Source organism: Methylomonas sp. AM2-LC (assembly GCF_039904985.1).
Classification (GTDB): Bacteria; Pseudomonadota; Gammaproteobacteria; order Methylococcales; family Methylomonadaceae; genus Methylomonas.
This window is the reverse complement of record NZ_CP157005.1, coordinates 1767097-1787584: the sequence shown is the minus strand read 5'-3', so window position 1 is coordinate 1787584 and position 20488 is coordinate 1767097. Positions and strand designations below refer to the sequence as shown.

General features: G+C 41.4%; 22 protein-coding genes and 1 pseudogene. 6 read left to right on the top strand and 17 right to left on the bottom strand.

The features are described from left to right. Positions 1-153 precede the first annotated feature (153 nt). The 3 genes from ABH008_RS08080 to ABH008_RS08070 all read right to left on the bottom strand — a co-directional run bounded on the left by ABH008_RS08080 (position 154) and on the right by ABH008_RS08070 (position 2821). Positions 154-900 (bottom strand): response regulator, encoded by a 747-nt coding sequence (locus ABH008_RS08080; RefSeq protein ID WP_347989343.1) that lies wholly within the window; start codon positions 898-900, stop codon positions 154-156. Further along, complete coding sequence (locus ABH008_RS08075) at positions 887-2317, bottom strand: ATP-binding protein (RefSeq protein ID WP_347989342.1); 1431 nt, start codon at positions 2315-2317, stop codon at positions 887-889. Before ABH008_RS08075 ends, ABH008_RS08080 begins: the two co-directional genes overlap by 14 nt. Before the next feature lie 228 nt (positions 2318-2545). Next, entirely contained in the window at positions 2546-2821 is a 276-nt protein-coding gene (locus tag ABH008_RS08070) for an EexN family lipoprotein (protein WP_347989341.1), read from the bottom strand. Between the two features lie 695 nt (positions 2822-3516). Here ABH008_RS08070 and ABH008_RS08065 point away from each other — a divergent pair. Then, positions 3517-5412 carry a transketolase C-terminal domain-containing protein gene (locus ABH008_RS08065; protein ID WP_347989340.1) on the top strand — a complete coding sequence of 632 codons (1896 nt, stop codon included), beginning with the start codon at positions 3517-3519 and terminating at the stop codon, positions 5410-5412. Positions 5413-5479: 67 nt separating this feature from the next. On the opposite strand, the gene ABH008_RS08060 is transcribed toward ABH008_RS08065, so the two are convergent. From ABH008_RS08060 to hypA, 11 genes and pseudogenes are all read right to left on the bottom strand, one after another. Further along, positions 5480-6496 (bottom strand): SGNH hydrolase domain-containing protein, encoded by a 1017-nt coding sequence (locus ABH008_RS08060; protein ID WP_347989339.1) that lies wholly within the window; start codon positions 6494-6496, stop codon positions 5480-5482. A gap of 498 nt (positions 6497-6994) precedes the next feature. Next, positions 6995-7444: an acyltransferase gene (locus tag ABH008_RS08055; protein ID WP_347989338.1), complete on the bottom strand. Its 450-nt coding sequence runs from the start codon at positions 7442-7444 to the stop codon at positions 6995-6997. Between the two features lie 730 nt (positions 7445-8174). Then, complete coding sequence (locus ABH008_RS08050) at positions 8175-9110, bottom strand: DUF535 family protein (RefSeq protein WP_347989337.1); 936 nt, start codon at positions 9108-9110, stop codon at positions 8175-8177. Positions 9111-9258: 148 nt separating this feature from the next. Next, positions 9259-9549: a hypothetical protein gene (locus tag ABH008_RS08045; RefSeq protein ID WP_347989336.1), complete on the bottom strand. Its 291-nt coding sequence runs from the start codon at positions 9547-9549 to the stop codon at positions 9259-9261. A gap of 147 nt (positions 9550-9696) precedes the next feature. After that, positions 9697-10134 (bottom strand): AIR synthase-related protein, encoded by a 438-nt coding sequence (locus ABH008_RS08040; RefSeq protein WP_347989962.1) that lies wholly within the window; start codon positions 10132-10134, stop codon positions 9697-9699. Continuing rightward, entirely contained in the window at positions 10016-10498 is a 483-nt protein-coding gene (locus ABH008_RS08035) for an AIR synthase related protein (RefSeq protein ID WP_347989335.1), read from the bottom strand. The genes ABH008_RS08040 and ABH008_RS08035 overlap by 119 nt, the downstream gene beginning before the upstream one ends. Positions 10499-10602: 104 nt before the next feature. Continuing rightward, positions 10603-10737 carry a hypothetical protein gene (locus tag ABH008_RS08030; RefSeq protein ID WP_347989334.1) on the bottom strand — a complete coding sequence of 45 codons (135 nt, stop codon included), beginning with the start codon at positions 10735-10737 and terminating at the stop codon, positions 10603-10605. 3 nt (positions 10738-10740) lie between these two features. After that, positions 10741-11631 carry a hydrogenase formation protein HypD gene (hypD, locus tag ABH008_RS08025; RefSeq protein WP_347989333.1) on the bottom strand — a complete coding sequence of 297 codons (891 nt, stop codon included), beginning with the start codon at positions 11629-11631 and terminating at the stop codon, positions 10741-10743. Then, positions 11615-11857: a HypC/HybG/HupF family hydrogenase formation chaperone gene (locus ABH008_RS08020; protein WP_347989332.1), complete on the bottom strand. Its 243-nt coding sequence runs from the start codon at positions 11855-11857 to the stop codon at positions 11615-11617. The genes hypD and ABH008_RS08020 overlap by 17 nt, the downstream gene beginning before the upstream one ends. 33 nt (positions 11858-11890) lie before the next feature. Beyond that, on the bottom strand, positions 11891-12694 hold the full coding sequence (hypB, locus tag ABH008_RS08015; protein ID WP_347989331.1) for a hydrogenase nickel incorporation protein HypB: 804 nt from the start codon (positions 12692-12694) through the stop codon (positions 11891-11893). A 29-nt stretch (positions 12695-12723) separates the two neighbouring features. Further along, a pseudogene (hypA, locus tag ABH008_RS08010) lies at positions 12724-13035 on the bottom strand (hydrogenase maturation nickel metallochaperone HypA). 281 nt (positions 13036-13316) lie between these two features. Here hypA and ABH008_RS08005 point away from each other — a divergent pair. Beyond that, positions 13317-14066, top strand: a complete 750-nt coding sequence (locus ABH008_RS08005; protein WP_347989330.1) for a hypothetical protein — start codon at positions 13317-13319, stop codon at positions 14064-14066. Positions 14067-14445: 379 nt separating this feature from the next. On the opposite strand, the gene ABH008_RS08000 is transcribed toward ABH008_RS08005, so the two are convergent. The 3 genes from ABH008_RS08000 to ABH008_RS07990 are packed head-to-tail and all read right to left on the bottom strand — an operon-like array spanning position 14446 to position 16335. Continuing rightward, positions 14446-15339: a poly(3-hydroxybutyrate) depolymerase gene (locus ABH008_RS08000; RefSeq protein ID WP_347989329.1), complete on the bottom strand. Its 894-nt coding sequence runs from the start codon at positions 15337-15339 to the stop codon at positions 14446-14448. A gap of 45 nt (positions 15340-15384) precedes the next feature. Beyond that, on the bottom strand, positions 15385-15990 hold the full coding sequence (locus ABH008_RS07995) for a hypothetical protein (protein ID WP_347989328.1): 606 nt from the start codon (positions 15988-15990) through the stop codon (positions 15385-15387). Positions 15991-16032: 42 nt separating this feature from the next. Further along, on the bottom strand, positions 16033-16335 hold the full coding sequence (locus tag ABH008_RS07990; protein ID WP_347989327.1) for an EthD family reductase: 303 nt from the start codon (positions 16333-16335) through the stop codon (positions 16033-16035). 142 nt (positions 16336-16477) lie between these two features. On the opposite strand from ABH008_RS07990, the gene ABH008_RS07985 reads away from it, so the two are divergent. The 4 genes from ABH008_RS07985 to ABH008_RS07970 all read left to right on the top strand — a co-directional run bounded on the left by ABH008_RS07985 (position 16478) and on the right by ABH008_RS07970 (position 20336). Then, positions 16478-16636 (top strand): LysR family transcriptional regulator, encoded by a 159-nt coding sequence (locus ABH008_RS07985; RefSeq protein ID WP_347989326.1) that lies wholly within the window; start codon positions 16478-16480, stop codon positions 16634-16636. Beyond that, the gene (locus ABH008_RS07980) at positions 16633-17052 is read left to right on the top strand and encodes a LysR substrate-binding domain-containing protein (protein ID WP_347989325.1); all 420 of its coding nucleotides are present in this window, start codon (positions 16633-16635) and stop codon (positions 17050-17052) included. The genes ABH008_RS07985 and ABH008_RS07980 overlap by 4 nt, the downstream gene beginning before the upstream one ends. 359 nt (positions 17053-17411) lie before the next feature. Beyond that, positions 17412-18614, top strand: a complete 1203-nt coding sequence (locus ABH008_RS07975) for an MltA domain-containing protein (protein ID WP_347989324.1) — start codon at positions 17412-17414, stop codon at positions 18612-18614. A 114-nt stretch (positions 18615-18728) separates the two neighbouring features. After that, positions 18729-20336 (top strand): inorganic phosphate transporter, encoded by a 1608-nt coding sequence (locus ABH008_RS07970; protein WP_347989323.1) that lies wholly within the window; start codon positions 18729-18731, stop codon positions 20334-20336. Positions 20337-20488 lie beyond the last annotated feature (152 nt).

Here is a 20488-nt window from a genome sequence, read left to right as displayed (position 1 = left end):
ACATTTATGCAGACATTTTTTTGTGTCAATTAGGCGTCGCTGAATTCAAGCTTGAATGGACAGTTCTATGCCATTTTTGGGAACAGAGTGGTTCAAGTGATCCGCTTTACTCTTGTACAAACTACTAGCCAATGTCTCGAATCTGATACCGAATTAAAAATCCACGCAATCACTCTGAAAACTGCTAATACACTGTTCAGCTTTAAGGTTATTTACCCCATTCAAGTAGCCTTCATCAGCAATGCGTACCAAATCCAAGGTTTTAACTATGCCCAGTTTATCCATAGCACGCTTGCGATAGAGCTTTACCGTTCGCAACGCAATTCCAATTTCAGCAGCAATTGACGGATTAGTTTGTCCAGCCGCCACGCGCTGGGCAATATCAAGTTCACGTGTTGTCAGGGTCTTAATGCGAGCGGCGAAGAAATATTTCTTTTTATCAAGTATTTGCCGTTCATTGCTAATCTGTAAGGCATTGGTCACGGCAGCCAACAACCTGTCTGTGTCTACGGGTTTAATCAAAAAATCCAGCGCACCCGCATGAAAAGCGCTAACCACTTCCTGTGCACCACTACCTCCGCTCATCAACAACATGGGTGTGTCGTTCAGTTTTGCCAAACGCTGTTGTAATTGCAAACCATCCATTTCTGGCATTCTTACATCACAAAGCACGCAACGTGGACCGGGTAACACGTGTCGATTTTCATTTAATACTTGCAGATAAGTCAACGCTGAGGTGTAAGTTTTGCATGCATAGCCTTCAAATTTAATCAAAGCGGCCAGCGCAGAAAGAATCTCATAATCGTCATCAATGATCACCACCAATCCTAGCGCACAACGTTCTGCAAATTCCAGCTCAAAAGGTGTTAAAAAATGACGACTGGCTTTAGGCATGGTCATATTTATCCTTACGCACAGCGGGTAAATTAAGTACAAAAATTGCACCATTGCCATCCCGCGCCTCCACATTGGCAAAACTTAGCTTACCGCCCATCTGCTTTGCTATCCCTATTGAAATTGACAGCCCCACACCTAAGCCATTGACTTTAGTGGTAAAAAAAGGCGTTCCTATTTTAGCCAGCGTCTCAGCAGTCATTCCTGAACCACTATCTTGAATGCGTAACATGGCATGCTCATTTTCATAACTACAAAACACTCTAATCTCTCGTTTTGAAACATGCGATAAAGCCTGAATGGCATTGCGAAATAGATTAAATACAATTTGTGACAGCAGTATAGGGTCGCCATTGATAAGAATAGGTTCAGCAGCACTTGAAAGAATTAAACTGATATTCATTCTTCTTAAATCGGCACTAACCAACTCAGCGACTTCTCTAACCACCCGGTTAACATCGACTGTTTCGTTTCTTACTGGCATGGGGCGAATAAAATCGCGAATCCGATCAATGATCTTATCAGCCCGCTGAGTGTTGTAAATAATTTTTTCAAAACAGTCTACAATCTGGTGTTGTGTAAACCGTCCGGTATGGATACCTCGTTTTGCTAATTGTGCATTGGTCAAAATCGCCGTGAGCGGTTGATTTAACTCATGGCTCAGTGAAGCTGACAACTCACCTAAACTGCGTTGACGATCAAGTTGCGCAATCTGCAAACCCAGACGCTGATTTTCTTCATCTCTCGCCAATTCCGCCGCTGCTTTAACTTCACGCCGCATGGAACGATCCAAAGCCAAACCTATATAACTAAAATGGCTTACCACTGCGGCCAGCAAGCTGCTCATCATCACCAAGTTAGCTATAAGCCCTTCTTGATAAACAACAGCATCACCCGTCTTACCTATCAAAAAACACACCCGGATTAATAGTACTATTGCAACAAGTACAAACACCCGTCCTATCCATAATGCATTTTCACTCTTTTCATTACGTCCGATACGCCAGACTAATGAAACTAGATAAAAAAGCAAAGCAGATACAACAACACTGTTAAATTGCGCACGTAGCACATAGTTTTCTAAAATATAATGCAGCCAATAAACGATCAGACTGTAAACGACTACAGCAAGTAGCATTAGATTTAAAGGTATGGGCTTATCGATATCAAGTCGAAAAGTTTGGATGCGGAAGAGTTGGGCTATGAAAAACATTACTGAACTGACAAAAACAGTGACCCAGTTAGGAATAATGCCATTGAGTGCCCCCAGAATCATACTACTACCCACCAGTACCCCCCCGCCGCACCAATAGGCAACTTGGACGTTACGGAGTTTTGACAAGACTATCCAGGTAAAACTTGGCAGTAATAGATATAAGGTGCCTACAATCAAAAAAGCAGTTCGTGAATCAAAGATGTACATGGATTAACAAAAAATAAATTAAGTAAACACTTGCTGCGTTTTTTTGCATCAGAGAGTATAAAAACAAGACTATTTAATCAATTTACCTTGAGAAGCTGTAGCTTGAGGGTTTTTTAAAAGCCACATTTCTGTATTTCAGAAATCATTTTATTTCAAAATTTGCTTGCCATTATTACTTATCCCTCCCAACTTGGGAACCTGTTTTGGCACATAATTTAGGGCTGTTAATTATTTACCAGTAAGCTTTGTTGCAAACTCAGCATTAATACAATTTTGAGAGTCTTGAATAGTATTTTCATGGCATTTCTGAACTATTTGTTGCGCTTCAACAGTATGGTTAAGATACCAATTTACATCCGTTGGGTTGTCAGCGTCACTCTGGTTTAATCTATTGGCAGTCGCTTCAACATGGTTAGTAGCGTTGCTAGTTATTAAAGTTAGCATACCAACAATCACCAAAACCAAAATAATTAATATGTTTTTTTGGACAGACGTTTTTAGCATTACTGATACCTCTTTACCCTCAGTTATAAATTCCCATATTTTTAACCTGATCTTTCGAAAGGTATTAAAAACAGTTCTTTGATCAATTAAGTATCCACAAAGCCCAGACTAGTCAGTCTGTTATTGGTAAACACCGAGCCCATAGAAACTCTAAACATAGAATTTCAAGCATCCAAGATGTAATACAACTTATAACAAGAATGTTAGTTTTATCTTGAAAAGAAACAATATCCCCATGGGGCAACAGCTGGGATTAGCTCTTGGGGTACGCCTGTGTTGCACAGGCTAAGAGGATGATTTGATTTATGTAGGTACGTGCGTCAATAGCCTTTAATCTAAGAGTTTATTTCATTAGAATCTTGTTTAACTGAAGTGATTTTTAGGGAAATTTTTGACCTAAAAAATCCTTGCGAAAGCCTTGTAGTCAGTTGATTATGTGGAGTAGTGACTAAAATTCTTGCATAAAAGGATTGATAAGGTGTAAGGTTGGCGGAGCAGCATAGAAAAGTGAAATTTAAGTGTGGGGTATAAAGCGAAGCTTTTGTATAAAAAGCATCAGTATTTGTAAAAAACCCACAACAAATTCACATTATTGGTGGTTACTTTATTTAACTGCCGCACTGTGATGTGGAGCGACAGCGCAACGACTCAGCGCCTGTTTATAACTAAAAAAGCCTTACCTAAAGGGTATTACTATGGCAACTTTTCCCATTGATCTAAGCGCTTATCAGCGTATTAGTTTAAATCCAGGCAATCCAACATTAACTGCCGAACAACGCACAGCTTTACAAGCGAATATTCAACTTTGCCGCGATGCTATTGTATTTTTCACTGCGACGGGTGCTGCGCGTGGTGTAGGTGGTCATACCGGCGGCCCCTATGATACCGTACCAGAAGTAGTCATTATGGATGCCTTGTTTCGCGGAGCAGCCGAACAATTCGTACCCATTTTCTTCGACGAAGCTGGACATCGGGTTGCTACTCAATATTTAATGTCTACCCTTAATGGTGACTTACCTGCCGAACGTTTGACTCAATACCGTGCGGCACACTCACACTTACCGGGTCATCCAGAATTAGGCTTTACTCCTGGTGTTAAATTTAGCTCGGGTCGTTTAGGCCATATGTGGCCATATGTTAACGGTGTAGCCATTGCCAACCCTAATAAAATATTGTTTTGTTTAGGTTCGGATGGTTCGCAGCAGGAAGGTAATGATGCAGAAGCTGCCCGCTTGGCAGTTGCACAAAACCTGAATGTTAAACTGATTATCGACGATAACGATGTCACCATAGCTGGACACCCTTCAAAATACTTAGGTGGTTGCTCTACCGCAAAAACGCTGGCGGGACATGGACTAACTGTATTAGAAGGCAATGGCGAAGATATTGATGACCTTTACCAACGCATCGTAACCGCCATCAATACCCCAGGTCCAGTTGCGGTAATCAATCACCGCCCTATGTGTCCTGGCATAGCTGGCCTTGAAGGTTCTACCCACGGCCACGATGTTGTGTCAGTAAAAGTGGCACTGGAGTATCTGGAAGCCAAAGGCAGAACAGAGGCTGTTGAATTTCTTAAGGGCGTTAAAGCACCTAAAAATGACGCAGTTTTCCTTGGTTCCAGTGATAAATGGGATGCAAACCGCAATGTGTTTGGTGATGCTGCTGTGGCTATATTGAGCCGTCTTAGCCCAGCAGAACGTTTGGAAAAAGTTCGGGTAATTGACAGCGATTTGGAAGGTTCTTGTGGTTTAAAGAAAATTCACGATGCTTTCCCAGAAATTTTTATTGCTTCTGGCATCATGGAACGCGGAAATTTCTCAGCTGCTGCCGGTTTTGGTATGGAAAAAGGCAAGCAAGGTATTTTTGGTACCTTTAGTGCGTTTCTGGAAATGACACTTTCCGAAATTACTATGGCCAGATTGAACAATTCCAATGTATTAAGTCATTACTCGCATTCCGGTATTGATGATATGGCAGACAATACCTGTCACTTTGGCTTAAATAACTTTTTCGCCGACAATGGTTTGAGTGATGGTTATGCTACCAATCTGTATTTCCCAGCAGATCCATTGCAAATGAAAGCGTGTCTGGAATCAATATTTTTTGATCCAGGTTTACGCTTTGTGTTTTCCACCCGCTCTAAAGTCCCCACTATTCTGGATAGTAAAGGTCAGGAGTTTTTTGGTGGCGATTACAAATTTGTCCCTGGTAAAGATGAAGTAATCCGCGAAGGTACCCAAGGTTATATTGTTAGCTTCGGTGACGCTTTATATCGCTCATTGGATGCCGTTGAACGTTTAAAACAACAAGGTATCGATGTAGGTCTAATCAATAAACCAACATTGAATGTGGTTGATGAAGAAATGCTGGCTAAAATTGGTAACTCTCCACGCGTGTTAGTGGTTGAAGCATTTAATCGCAAAACCGGATTGGGTAGTCGTATGGGTACTTGGTTATTGGAAAGAGGATATGCGCCTAAATACACTCATATAGGCACACATAAAGAAGGCTGTGGTGGTCTGTGGGAACAATATCCTCACCAAGGAATTGATCCAGAAGGCATTATGGCAAGCTTCTTAAAAGGTTGAGCCTCCTCCTCAACTGAGGGCACAAGGACGTGCCCATTTTTTTATTTATTACCCTGCCTGATACGCATTATTTTGCAGGTATCGAGTCACTAATAATAGCTACATCAAGATAATCAATAGCGGTTTTTATATACGAAGGTCGCAAATGATTATTGTCTTTATAAATAGGCACATTATTTTCTAATAAAAACAAACACTCATCATTTTTACAAAGCTCCGCAATCGGATCAATAGCGATAACATTGGTACGATGGGCTATCTCCAACAATTTATATCTAAGTTGATTTTGTTTATCATCCAGTTTTATTTTGGTAGTCGGAAATTTAACTTGAATTTCATTTATACGCGAACCTGACCAATAGTTTTTCGGATTAAATGATTCACCAGCCGGATTATCAAGTAATAGATAAACCTTTTTATGTGCGCTTAAGTGTAACAAAAAATTCTCTAACGATTTTAACCCAAGATCGGCACCACCCACTTCGTTAAAATAAACTTTATTATCTGCGTTTAAATAATATAAATCCTTATAATCCAGCCCTTCAATAAAATAACAATTCCAACATGCCGTTACCACGACAGACTGTATATCATCGCTTAATATATAGTTTAAACTTTCTTCACGAAATTTGACACACTCACCAAAATCCAACGCGACCTGGCTATAGACATCGGGCATTGGCGGGCAACCTGGTTTTGTAACAAATACGGCAGTTTTACTGCCTTGTTGATGATCATCAAGTAGTTTAACAACTCTGGGAATATATTGTTCCATATGAGAATCACCATACATAACGACTTTTTCATTGCCCGCCATTTTGGTATAAAAGACCTGACTTTCAAACTTAATTGGCATTAAATCACGTTTTGACACCCCTTCATTCGTCGCATTTACTATGGACTCAATGCCACTCTGACTGTTACGGGGCTTTAGATTAAGTTCATAACTTGTTATGCCAAGCAAAAGCAAAGCTACATTACTGACAAACAAGATAACAGATGATTGATACGTGATTTTTTTAAACTTTTTTTCTATAAAAATATACGTAAAATAGGCCAATACGATACTACTAACAATTAACATTAGCCGAAACTGAATATTGAATTGAATTTCAGTTCCAAAAATATGCGCGTAGGCAATTAATGGCCAGTGCCATAAATAGATAGGATAGCTAATTAGCCCAATACTGACTAAGCCTGTATGTCCTAAAACATATTTATTTATCCATGCGTTCTTGCCAGCAGCAATAATAAAAAAAGCACCTAGAGTCGGTAATAATGCCCACCAACCAGGAAACTCCCTGCGTTGATTGATAAAGAAAAAGCCTAAAACTATCAGAAGCAGACCAATACCCGAATACCAATTATTTTTGCTAGTCAGATAGTGGGGTTTGTGGATCGTTATCCAGGCTAATATCCCGCCTATCATCAGCTCCCAAAATCGATTAAAGGGAGAGTAATAGGCAGCTGTACTGTGCTCGGACACTGCGTATAAATTGAACAAAAACGATGCACAAGCAATAATGAGGGTTATAGCCAGAAAATGGAATTTTTTATTCCAAAAAACGCCTAATAATAAGGGCTAAAAGATATAAAATTGTTCTTCAATCGCTAATGACCAAAGATGTAACAATGGTTTTTTATCAGCCTCAGTGTCAAAATACCCCGCTTCTTCCCACAATATAAAGTTAGATATAAACCCTGCCCCTCCAGCAGTATGTTTGTTTAATTGCTTGTACTCATCAGACATCAATACAAACCAACCAAAGGCCAAGCTTATGCCCATTACTAAAATTAAGGCCGGGAAAATTCTGTTTATTCTGCGCGCATAAAACTCTTTATAGCTGAAGTTTTCATTTTCAAAGCTTCTTATTAAAATGCCACTTATTAAAAAGCCTGAGATTACAAAAAAAATATCTACACCAATAAAGCCACCTGGAATAGCGCCAGGAAAAACATGAAAAGCAACCACGGCAAGAACGGCTATGGCTCTTAACCCATCGATATCTGCACGATACTGGTGATGAAACATTGGATTCTCCAATTCCTTAGATTTATGAGCTAATAAACAGCAAAAGACTAAAATGTTAGCAGTTTTACATGAGGCTGAAACTATTATTTTTGATTAGTCTCTTTTAAAAAACCAGAGCTAAGACAAATGCCCTGCTGTACAACATTAATTGTAGCAATCGGCATTCTCATAAACTAAGTAAACATACCTATATTAAACACGAAACTTGCCTTGTTAACATAGCCGCCAGCTAAGCAGACCATAAAAACCTAGTTAACAAGATACGCCGCCAAACGCCTTGGCTGCACAAAAGTGGATCTGTTGCTATAACCCGGCCTTTGCTGCTGGTGCTATTAGTTTTAACGGAACCTCAAATGATAGTCTTGTCAACTATAACGGCAACACGTTAGCCCTAAGCTTAGGTGGTTTGGCATATCAAAACGCGAGTACAAGTGGATGATAAATATCAATTTTTTGACCTAAATGGTAAGTTTTCGGGCTGTAATGCGCCGTATTTTTCTAACAATGTCATCACTCCAACCATTACCTCTTTTTATCCTGCGGCATCACACACCAGAGGCTGAACAATGGTTAATGCTCTTGTTAGGATTATCTGAACTCATGTTAAAGCTGCGTAGCAACAAACTAAACGCTGAACCGATTTCAGCTTAATTTTGCCTCAAATATCAAGCGCCCCATTCATGTTAATTGTCGGGTCCTGGCTTAGTAAATAGGGGTTAATTACTTTAATTTAATCATACTTTCCTGTTAAAAAACCTGTATGCATTTCGTCAATATGCATTTTGGGAGGAGTAGGGTCTGATCTTATGACTTCTGTTAACTGTATTTGCATTGCTTCAAGAAATTGATACCTTCGCCGATAAAGTGCCCGTTTTCTTGCAGGTATGTCCCTTTCATTACGCTTTTCTATCCCCGTACCCATGGAAAAAAAACCACTTTTGTTTCTGAAACCATTCTGTTCCTGCCACATTGAATCATAGATAGCGATTTTTTTTGCTCTGGAAAACCAGTGACTATTTCGATGGGCTTTATCAGAAACGCCAAGGATTTCATTACGATTTAAAATACCACCTACTATTTTCAGCACTTGTATCAGAAAATCCCGAGGACGCATGCCATGAAAATTTTTAGTCAGTTTTTTGTATACATTGGCTCTATCCCTACAATCACCCTGAATGTTACCAACCAGAATCTTCATATTGGCCGCATCGCCAGCAAATATAAACATGACCGTATATATCCGATCAATTCCCCAAAAAAAACTAAGACCTAGCTCCCCTTCCCGTCTCATCCATTCTGGTCGATCAATAATCACGCGCAGTACACCATCACTTTCTTTAAAATACGCAAGTTCCATGCACTCAACAGAGGCTAAATCCAAAAAGGGGATATTTTTAGCAATCAGTCGGTAATGATTTTCAATAGCACTTAGTCTCTCCTCAAGCGTCCAGTACCGATTTAGATAAGGTCGATAAATAAATTCCCGTATTTTAGGTCTCTGAGCAAGTTCACGAAATAATATTGGATTATCTACGGCCTGCAGCCAAAGACTGACGCGAGGAAAAACAGGTAAACAATACAGAACAAATATCCATCGTTGCACAAAATAGATAAATCTATTTTCTGGAAACAGGGCAATGGACTCATGGTAAAGTTTTTTTAGCATTTACGGTGTTGAGTGGTTTTTTGCTAGGCGTACTAACATCATAACTTTCTACCCTATTCAATTTGCAAACCCAATGAAATAAAATGGGATTATTAGGTACTCATGTAAACGCAATGCTATTGTATAAAAGCACAAAGCGCGTAATTTTTTACATCAATGGATAAGCCGATCCCACTGGTCTATAGAATGTATCCTTAAAGGGCTCAACTATCATATTGTCTGCAGTTTCTAAAATGGCATTGTGTGGCGGTAATAATGTAACCAGTAAAGCACCCGGCGAAGTGGCAATAAACGCGCTGGTTCCAAGTAAGGTTAATAATGTACCACCTGGCCTATAGATAAAAATATCGGTTAAATATTGTGTAGTCGTATAGTCATCACACATGACAGGATTAGCATTACCGACCAAGAAAACAAGCAGTAGGTATTTTATTTTCATAAAAAGATTTTGACCGTTAATTTGTTCGTTATAGTTTGTACTACAAAACCGTTAGACTTGTATAGTTAATAATTTGATTACCACAATTTAACTTTAACTACTATACATTTTCGATACAGCCAAATTTTAACGGTTGGACAGTTTTTCTCAGCAAATTCGCGGCAACTGCTCCCCAACCGGCCAATCAATAATACGCCGACCACCAAAAGCAGTCTTCATTTGCACAAACCGCTGTGCGTCCCCTTGTACTGTACCGATTTGCATTGCCTCTTTACCAAGTGGGTGTTGGCGCATGGCCGTTAACAATGGTTGTGCGGCAGCAGCAGAACAGATACAAACTAATTTACCTTCATTAGCGATATACAAGGGGTCTAAACCCAGTATTTCACAAGCTGCTTTAACATCGTTTTTAACAGGAATACAATTTTCGTCAATTAACATCCCTACACCCGATTGTTGCGCTAATTCATTCAAGACTGCTGCCAAACCACCTCGGGTAGGATCGCGTAAACAATAGACATCTGTCTGTGCAGCATCCAACATAACAGACACCAAAGTATGTAAAGGCGCAGAATCCGAACGCAGTTGCGTGCCAAATTGCAGATTTTCTGCGACTAGCCATAACGGCGACACCATGATCACCAATAGAACCACTGAGTAAAATAACACAGCCGGGGTGTGCTCGATTGGCGGAGATAGTAACCCCAAATGGAACAACCCCTACCCCCGTAGTCGTAATAAACACACCATCTGCTTTACCACGTTCAACCACTTTGGTATCGCTTGTAATAATCGGAGTTCCTGTTTGGCGAGCGGCAGCAGCCATACTGATCACTATTTTTTCCAGATCAGCTAAAGGAAATCCCTCTTCCAGAATAAAGCCAGCAGCCAGATAAAGCGGCTTGGCTCCAGACATGGCAATGTCATTCACAGTACCGTAAACAGACAAGCAGCCAATATCGCCACCCGGAAAAAACAGTGGCGAACATCGGTACTTATTACCATACGTCCTTGTTGCGTGGCAAACAATGCCTGATCGTTGGCTTGCCGTAGCTACTCGTTATCAAAATGTTTGACGAACAGACCGTCAATTAACTGTGTCATTGCCCTACCACCAGCACCAGCACCATGACTTAAGTCTATATTACCGCTAGTGATATTTAAGGTTGAAGGGTAGCGATTTTTCACAATCTAATGTCTCTGCACGAAAAAGGGACGATTTATGGCAATCATGCCCAAACCGCGCCATTCAAACTGTGGCCGTACTGCGAAAACTTGGCTCATTAGAGCTTGTGCTTTAAGGTTGCCAGCCGGGGTTACGGCACGGGTATATTCATTCTCCACTTCATTGCGACCACTATTCAATTGACGAATCAGCATCAGCACGGATTGCATGACATCCAGCGGTTCAAAGCCGGCAATCACTATCGGTTTGCCATACCGATTAGCAAACTCTTGGTAAGGTTGACTACCGATGACACTACTCACATGCGAGGGCCCGAGAAAGCCATCAATAGCAATTGGTTGCGGTGCATCGAGAATAGCGTGCGTGGCAGCGGGTGTTAAGACATGATTACAAAATACCGAAAAATTTGTCAGCCTTAATGCTTTGGCCTGTTCTAAGGCGACTGCAGTAGCTGGCGTGGTGGTTTCAAAGCCTATGGCGAAAAAAACAACTTGCTTATGCGGATTTTGACTGGCAATTTTTAAAGCATCTTGAGTAGAATACACCATGCGTATATCCGCCCCTGCTGCTTTAGCTTTGAGCAGGGTGTTACGACCACTGGCTGGCACTCGCATTAAATCAGCGTAGGTACAGAGAATAACCTCGTGTTCCTGTAACAGTTGTAGTGCGTTATCAATGCGTCCGATAGGTAAAACGCGCACCGGACAACCTGGCCCGTGAATGAATTCTACATTGGCTGGCATCATATCCTGCACACCATATCGAAAGATAGCGTGAGTGTGTCCACCACAAAATTCCATTAAACGATATTGGCGTTGTGGATTTACAGTTTGAACAATAGTTTTCGCCAGTTGTTTCGCCAAATCTTGCTGACGAAATTCACTGATGTATTTCATCCCCGGCTTCCAGACCCGCCTCGGCAAATAAAGCCAAGGTTTTTAATGCTTCCTGCTCATCGATTTTTTGTAATGCATAACCGACATGTATCAGCACGTAATCACCTAGCAGCACTTCGTCTAACAAAGCCAGAGAGACTTCTATTTCAACACCTTCTACAGCGGCAATAGCACTATTTTTCTCAATATCGATACTGATAATTTGCGCAGGAATGGCTAGACACATAGTACTTGCCTTAACAGGGCGGCAAATTGGAAATTAAGCATTAGATATCCCTTGTTGCACTCTTTCATCCTCTAGCCATTTTATCCAGTCTTGCATGCCCTCCCCTGTTTTAGCCGACACAGAGATCACTTGTATACTAGGGTTTACTTGCCTTGCAAACTGTATACATTGCTCCACATCGAAATCCAGATAAGGTAATAAATCGATTTTATTCAACAGCATGAGATCTGCTGCATAAAACATATCGGGGTATTTGATGGGTTTATCTTCTCCCTCTGTGACCGAAAGTATCACTACTTTATGTGCCTCGCCTAGATCAAACGCAGAAGGACAGACCAGATTACCGACATTTTCGATAAACAATAGGCTAGCCGTTTGCATTGGCAGTTGTTTCAGAGCAGTCCCCACCCTCTGCGCATCCAGATGGCAGCCTTTACCGGTATTTATTTGCAGGGCTGGAACACCTGTGGCACGAATACGTTCGGCATCACGACTGGTTTGTTGATCGCCCTCAATAACAGCCATATCAACTTGTCCGACTAATCGATGGATAGTTTCCGTCAGTAGAGAAGTTTTACCAGAACCAGGACTAGACACCAAGTTTAAAACCAGCATGGCTCGTTCAGAAAAAAACTGACGGTTTTCTTGAGCATATTGATTATTTTTCGTCAGGATGTCCTGCTCAATTTGCACCATACGTGCCTGAGTTAATCCTGAAACATGTGCATGTTGCGCCAGCGGTGTAAACACATAAGGGTGAACTGGCTGATGATCATCCAGAGCGTGCTCAGCAGAGTGGCTATGTCCTAATGTTCCGCAACCACATACGCTACACATTATTCCACCTCCAACTCTTTGATTCGCATTTATTGACCATTACTCACCTGTAGTTGATGACTGCCACACAGGGGACACAGATCATAGAGCTGTACTATAGCGACTGTCTGTTTGCAGAGCATACACCACGCTTCAGCAGGAATTTGAATAATTTCCAACCGGGCTTTATCGGCCAGTGAACCCTACATAACGACATCAAAACCAAAGCGTAACGCATCAATATCAATACCTGACAAAATGCCTATCTCTAACCAGACAGTTTTGACCTTTTGATAATTTTGTACGGGCGCTTGTTGTTCCAACACCTGTAAAACACTTTCGCACAGAGAGATTTCGTGCATGCCATTTTCTTAAAAGCAATGTGTATGGATTAGCGACCATTGTACACAAAGATAGTCAGCTTTGAACGGTTATCGTGTCAAGCTTGCATTAATTTGTGAACTGCATTACGCATTTTAAAGATTAATAAGCTTAAACATGGCCAAAAATAAAAAAACAACGCAAAAATCGATTTTAAAATTAAAGTTATTTTAACAGCCGCCGATAGTGATAGTGTACCAGCATAAAACTAACATTAAAAATGCTTACTCATTATCATCCTTTATAATTTAAGGGGAAAATTATGTCAATCTCATCCATTGGTTCAGCAAGCCTTGAGACCTATCAGTTTAGTGTCACGACCACGTCTAGCATCTCGATAGAAACTACTAACAGTAGTGCTTCGGGTATTGGTAAGCATGGCCACCATCAAGATAGCAACAGTTTCTTACAAAACGTTTTGCAATCTCTGGGTAGCTTAGGATTAAATTTATCAGCTTTATCCAATAATAGCAGCACAAGCAATAATAATTCTGATAGTGGTTCTAATTCTGTTCAAGGTTTAAACACTTCTTCGACCACCACTACCCCGAACGACGCTCAACAGGCTTTGTATACCTTTTTACATGACTTACATCAAGTTCTAGGGCAGCAAGGCACTCAATCGACCAACAGCTCTACGGGTACTGATAGCGATGGCGATAGTGATAACAGTAGTTCTTCAGTATCTGCTACGTCATCGGCTTATAGCAGTTTTGATAGCAATTTATCCAACCTGATCAGTTCACTCGGTAACAATAGCAATGGTAATAGCAGCAACAGTTCATTGACAACTCTACAAAATGACTTTTCTAACCTTGTGCATGCATTAGGTGGAACAATCAGCAGCACAGCCACTAATGGTTCGTCGGCAACTGATACTACCACCCAAAGTTCAGCACCGGGCAGTATACCTGTCACTTTGCAAAGTTTTTTACAGCAAATTCAATCGGACTTAGCCCAAGGCAATAGCTCTGTATCTGCGACCAATAATATTTTGCAAACACAGGTTTAAAAAAAGTGAGTGGGCACAAAACTGTGCTCACTCAAAACTTGAACCGTAGTTTTGCATCGTTAAATTCATCAGCTTATGTTTCGAATATCAGGCATTCTAAAATGCCTAATCCAATGATATGTAGATATCGGTACTATCGAGCCCAACTAATACAGAATACAATAGCCAACTAAATAATCTGATTAACACATCAGATAACCCAATCGGCTGTCCGGCATTCGGCTACGGGTTGGGGTATCGTTCGATGGCTCTACGCGTCCGGGTCGGTTGCCAACCAACTGTTCAGCCACCAAAAGGAGCAGACCCGAGATGGAATCCAGTTCACCCGTTTGCTTCCGTGTTTTCCTTTGCACCCACTACGATTCATATAGAGCCAATTTCACTTTGCCTGTGGGCTAATTTGAGTCGCCGACACAAAAAAATCGATAATATCCTGACTTCGCTCGGGCCAATGTGAATGGATTTTATCACCTTCACAGTACAACGTTTTTACGCCCCCGGCACACCCTGAATAAGAGGAGCAACCATTTGCGATTTTATCTGGAATAGGATCACATTTATTACAAGCCGCCCACCAACCCACCGCTTGCTGACCATAACCAGGAAACAGGCGATCCTTACTGCTGTGCATAACCATAACCGACAAGGGTTCAGGGCATCTGCGGTCGCGTAAATCATCATATGCAATCCCTGCGGCGCTCGGCGCAATAGCACGTAGGATATGTCGTGTGCCAGTCATAAACGCTAATGCCATCGCCGTAGTCCCTCCATCGGAATGTCCTGTAACATAGACTTGTTTTTTATCAATACACCACTTTTTAGCCATTAAACTGGGAATAGTGCCTAATTCTACGGTAGTGCTGGGTGATAATTCTGGATGATCCGCATAGGCCACGATGAAACCGGCTTGGGTAGCAGGAAAAGTGAACCCAGTTGTTTTTTCTGTTTTAGCCCGATTCGATCCCGCCGGTGAAAATACCAGTAATAGTGGGTGGGCAACGGATGCATCATAATTGGCTGGAGTGCGGACATTGTATTTGATACCGTTTTCGGTTTCTTCGCCATAAGTCTCTCCAGCGTCTCCACTTAGTTGATCAGCTTTGCAAAGACGTTGCAGTATCTCAGGCCGATACACAGCTTGCCCCAATTCTACCGAGTCGCCACTGTGATCCATCAAAAGCATGACAACTATTACTAATATCGGTAACCCTAATAGCACTTTCTGCCAAGAATTAATTCTTAAAAGATAAACCTTTAATTGAGTCATATTCATAGTCATATTCCCCCTAAGTTCGTTTGACTCGCCTGTACCATTCGATCATGCCTCAGGTGAGTGATTGGGCGCTTCTTTATTCGCTAACTTCAGTAATATATAAGCCAGTAACAACAAGCTCCCGATCATCACAATTTGCAGCATATAGCTTTTTCCAGGAACCGATTCCAGACCAACAGAGAACGGAATATGAGTGTCAAGACGCTTATCCTTGTCGACAATAGCGATGTGAGCCAAATAATTCCCAGCACCAAACTGACTAAAATCGACCAAACTATTGAAAGTGCCGTTTTTAACTTTTTTCGGCTGCTGATAAAAAACCCTTTGTCCTTCATGTTCTTTGGTGATTTCGAATTCCACGCTGACATCGCGCAGTCTTTTACCTTCGTAGTCGAACACCAAATTAGTTGGGCCGATTTCGGGAATGATGCTGCAATATTCCCGATTCCCTGACAGAGTCGGGGTATAGGCCGTAAAATGGACTCGTTCAAAACCAACCCTCGTAACGCAAGCATCGGCCTCGTCGGGCGCACCGCGATGCGCTTGGACAATAGTCGGCATTAATCCGACCAAAAAGATAACAGACAGCAGACTCAGCCAGCGAATGCGCTTATAAGCCAACTTATTTAGTTTGTTGATAGAGTTAGACATTGATTTGCTCCCTCTGTGATTATGTTAATTCAGATGGTCGGTTTAGAAATCAAAGGTTTCCACCTCGGAGATTAGAAACAACGGCTCACCACCGCTAGAAATCTCAACGGCATGTTGAGCTGCTTCTTGACCGCCAGATGAATTCAGACAAGCCTTTAATTCATCGATCGATGGAAAATAAACCTCGGCAATCCGATGAAATTGCGCTGCAGATTTGTCTACATTGGAAAGTATCAATGAGGCGACAACTCGTGTTTTGCCAGCCAGCTTTTCGACAGCCATAGGTACATGCTCATCAGCATAACGATGTTCAAAAGTTTTTAAATCTGTTGGCGTAGGGTACATTACGTTTATTTTTCAGATTTCATATGAATATCATATATTTATGTTACTGAGTGTTTATATTAAACAATGAATTAGGCCAATTGTAAAATACCATTTTTCTATAGAATAATAGGTTTTTCCTATTTATAAAAGAAGGCAAGCTGTGGAAATACAACAAATTCGCTATTTTCTGGCCGTCTGCGATAAAGGGTCGTTCACTCGCGCTGCACAATCAACTTATGTGACCCAACCCTCACTGACGCAAGCAATTAAGAAATTGGCGGTGAGCTATTTAGCCGAGACCGCAGGGGATGTCGGTTGACGGCTTTAGGACGTTTGATCGAATCTTCTATACGCGAAATAGTACGTAAGACACAGGCTGTCAAATCAGAGGCTGTGCGTTTCAGCCGCTTAAATACTGTGCCACTTTGCATCGGAGTGATGACGACAATCGTCGCACACCATTTAAGTCCATTCTTCGCTGAATTTCAGCAAGAACGACCACAGATAGAACTGGAATTAGTCGGCGACAGTGAATGCAATCGATTGAATCAACTTGATGAAGATGGCTTGGATTTAGTTATCAGCGCACCAACATCCTTACAGGCAGGGCGTTACCAGTACAAAGTCGGTGTTAGATTTTGTGCAGAAAACGGACATTCAATTTCTATAATTTTTAGGGTATTCAGTGACAAGAAAGTGGCCATTTGTGTGAGGTCGCCAACGGCTGCTTTGTAGCCCTCCATTTTCAGAATCTGGCTTGGCTGACTAGCCGGTTTGGAGAAAGTGACAGTCAAGAATGGGTCCAGGCTGTGTAAAAACGTAAAATCCAAAAACATGGTGGAAAAATAAATCTATTTATCTGATTATTTTTATGTCTGGATGGAGATTTATCTTGCTTGAGAGAATTAAATAACCAGTCAAGTGGTGAATAATTTAATTTTTGTATTATATTTTTACGTTTTTATACAGCCTAGGTCGAACTTTGCCCTTCACTGTAAGATAAAATTGAAACTGATATACTAAATTTCCAGATAGAATATAGTATATAGAATTTACAATTTATTCTTACCCCCACCCTATCTATGCAGCATGCCTTGCAATATAACGTTTTAATGTTTCTGCTGTTAAGTTTAATTCTCCCTGCTTGCTCTAACACTCACAACACTCCAGCAACTGCAACTTTACCCCGTTCTAATACCAATACAGAAACACCATTTAAATTGGGAACTGCCATCAATCTTAGTGGTAGTGAAACAATACAACTTTATGCGACTGAATTTAATAATCTGCCAGGCTGGGAGCTAGATAATCACAATCAGGCTTACAATGCATTCCAACATTCTTGTGCCAGTTGGCAACTACAGGCGAACGATAAAGTGCTTAGCCCTTTATTGCCCTTAGGTCGTTTGGGTGACTGGAAACGGTTGTGTTCAATCAATGTGCCTAAAGGTAAAGAAAAACAATTTTTCGAAACTTGGTTTAAGCCCTTTGCGGTATCTGAGCATAACAATTTTGAAGGTTTATTTACCGGTTATTATCTACCTGAGCTGCACGGTTCATTTCAAAAAAGCCGTCGTTATCATGTTCCCATTTACGGCATACCGCATGATTTAGTCAAGAAGGGTGAAATGGTGGGGCGTATGCAAAATGGCCAGTTGCTGCCTTATTATGACCGTGCCGAAATTTCTGCTGGCGCGTTGCTGGGCAAAAATGCTGAACTTTTATGGGTAGATAATGAAATTGATGCCTTTTTCATGGAAATACAAGGGTCAGGAAAAGTCATTTTGGAGGACGGGCGTGTACAAGCGCTAAGCTTCGCCGCTAAAAATGGTCGTCAATATTATGCAATTGGCCGTTGGCTGGTCGAAAAGGGTTATATCCCTCTCGAACAAATATCCATGCAAAGCATACGCGAGTGGATTATTCATCACCCAGAACAAGCACAAAGCCTGATGCAGAAAAATCAGTCCGTAATTTTTTTTCGTCTCAGTGAGACCTTACCGAACGATGGCCCAGTAGGCAGCATGAATACGCCTTTAACAGCCGGCTACAGTTTGGCTGTGGACAATAGCTTTTTACCTTTAGGTCTACCACTATGGATCGATTTATCACCCATCAGTGGACAGCAACGCATTCAGCGTCTGGTCATGGCCCAAGATACTGGAAGTGCTATAAAAGGACTGATACGCGGGGATGTGTTTTGGGGACAAGGGCTACAAGCTGGCGAAATGGCCGGACAGATGAAATCCACAGGCCGTTTTTTTATGCTGGTACCTAAAAGTTTAGGCTTAAAGTAAGGATTAAACCTTGGTTAACCGTGGCTAAAGCTTTATGGGAAGGCAGATAACTGTAACAATAACGTAACAAACGCTTAGTACAATTCAGGGTCTATTTTGAATTGGAGTTTTTTTATGAGCTATAGTAGCAGTACAGCCTCATCTTTATCGAACACACGCCCGGAACTGGATCATAAGCCCAGCACCATGACTGCTATCCTGTTTGTTGTTATGCTGATTATTGGTATAGGCTTTGCAGCCTTTAGTTTAGTCAGCGACATCACTGACTCAGGTGATAGAGCCATCACCTGGCTGCCTTACTTTTTATTGGGTGTTGCGCTAATAATTGCCTTAGGCTTTGAATTCGTAAACGGTTTTCACGATACCGCCAACGCAGTTGCCACTGTCATATATACCCATTCATTACCCGCTAATTTCGCCGTATTATGGTCTGGATTTTTTAATTTTCTAGGCGTCTTAGTTTCCAGTGGCACCGTTGCTTTTGGCATCATATCCTTACTTCCTGTTGAATTGATTTTACAAGTAGGCTCCAGCGCTGGTTTTGCGATGGTTTTTGCGCTACTAATCGCCGCTATTCTCTGGAATTTAGGTACTTGGTTGCTGGGTTTACCCGCGTCATCTTCACATACCTTAATTGGCTCAATTATCGGCGTGGGTGTTGCGAATGCTTTAATGCATGGCCGTGATGGCACCACAGGCGTAGACTGGGCTCAAGCCACTAAAGTCGGCTACTCTTTACTGCTTTCACCTATGATCGGTTTTGGTTTTGCCGCCTTACTGTTATTGTTACTAAAGGCGTTAGTAAAAAATCGCGAATTATACGAAGAACCCAAAGGCAACACCCCGCCCCCTATCTGGATACGCGGATTACTAATTTTGACCTGTACGGGTGTTTCTTTCGCCCATGGCTCTAATGATGGTCAAAAGGGTATGGGACTTATTATGTTGATTTTAGTAGGTACAGTTCCCATGGCTTACGCCTTAAATCGGGCTATGCCGATTGATCACATGACACAGTTTGCAGCAGTTGCTCATGTTACTCAGGAATCTATATTGAAAAATGTAAGCATTACGGCACCTAGTGACCCACGTAAAGTGCTTTCTGAGTTTGTACGCACCAAAAATTATCAACCGGAAGTGTTAGCAGGACTGGCCAGTATGGTTGGCAATATAGGCGATCAGGTTAAACAGTATGGCAGTTTGGCGCATGTACCGATGGAAGCTGTATCGAATGTTCGGAATGATATGTATCTTGCTTCTGAAACTTTGCGGATTTTTGAAAAAACACAGCCCATCAAATTTGATGACGACACTAAAGCCAACATTAAAGCGTTTAAAAAGGATATAGACGATTCTACTAAATTCATACCCATATGGGTAAAAGTCACCGTTGCCATCGCCTTGGGCTTAGGTACTATGGTAGGCTGGAAAAGAATTGTGGTAACTGTTGGTGAAAAAATAGGTAAAACTCATCTTACTTATGCGCAAGGCGCCTCAGCTGAACTAGTGGCAATGACGACTATTGGTGCTGCTGATATGTTTGGTTTGCCAGTATCAACTACACACGTATTATCATCGGGAGTAGCGGGTGCTATGACCGCTAACAAATCGGGTTTACAACTCAGTACGGTGCGTAACTTAGCGATGGCTTGGGTATTAACATTACCCTCTGCCATGTTGCTATCTGGTTCATTATATTGGTTATTTACCAAAATATTTTAAATTGAACAGCGTTTAGCATAATCACTTACTTAGTGATTCAAAAGCCCGCTTTAACTCAACAATGTTAAAGCGGGCTTTTTTTAGTTTAGAAAATAATATTTAATAAAGAATTTGTCTAACAACTAACATAGTCTAATCAAGTTAAATACATT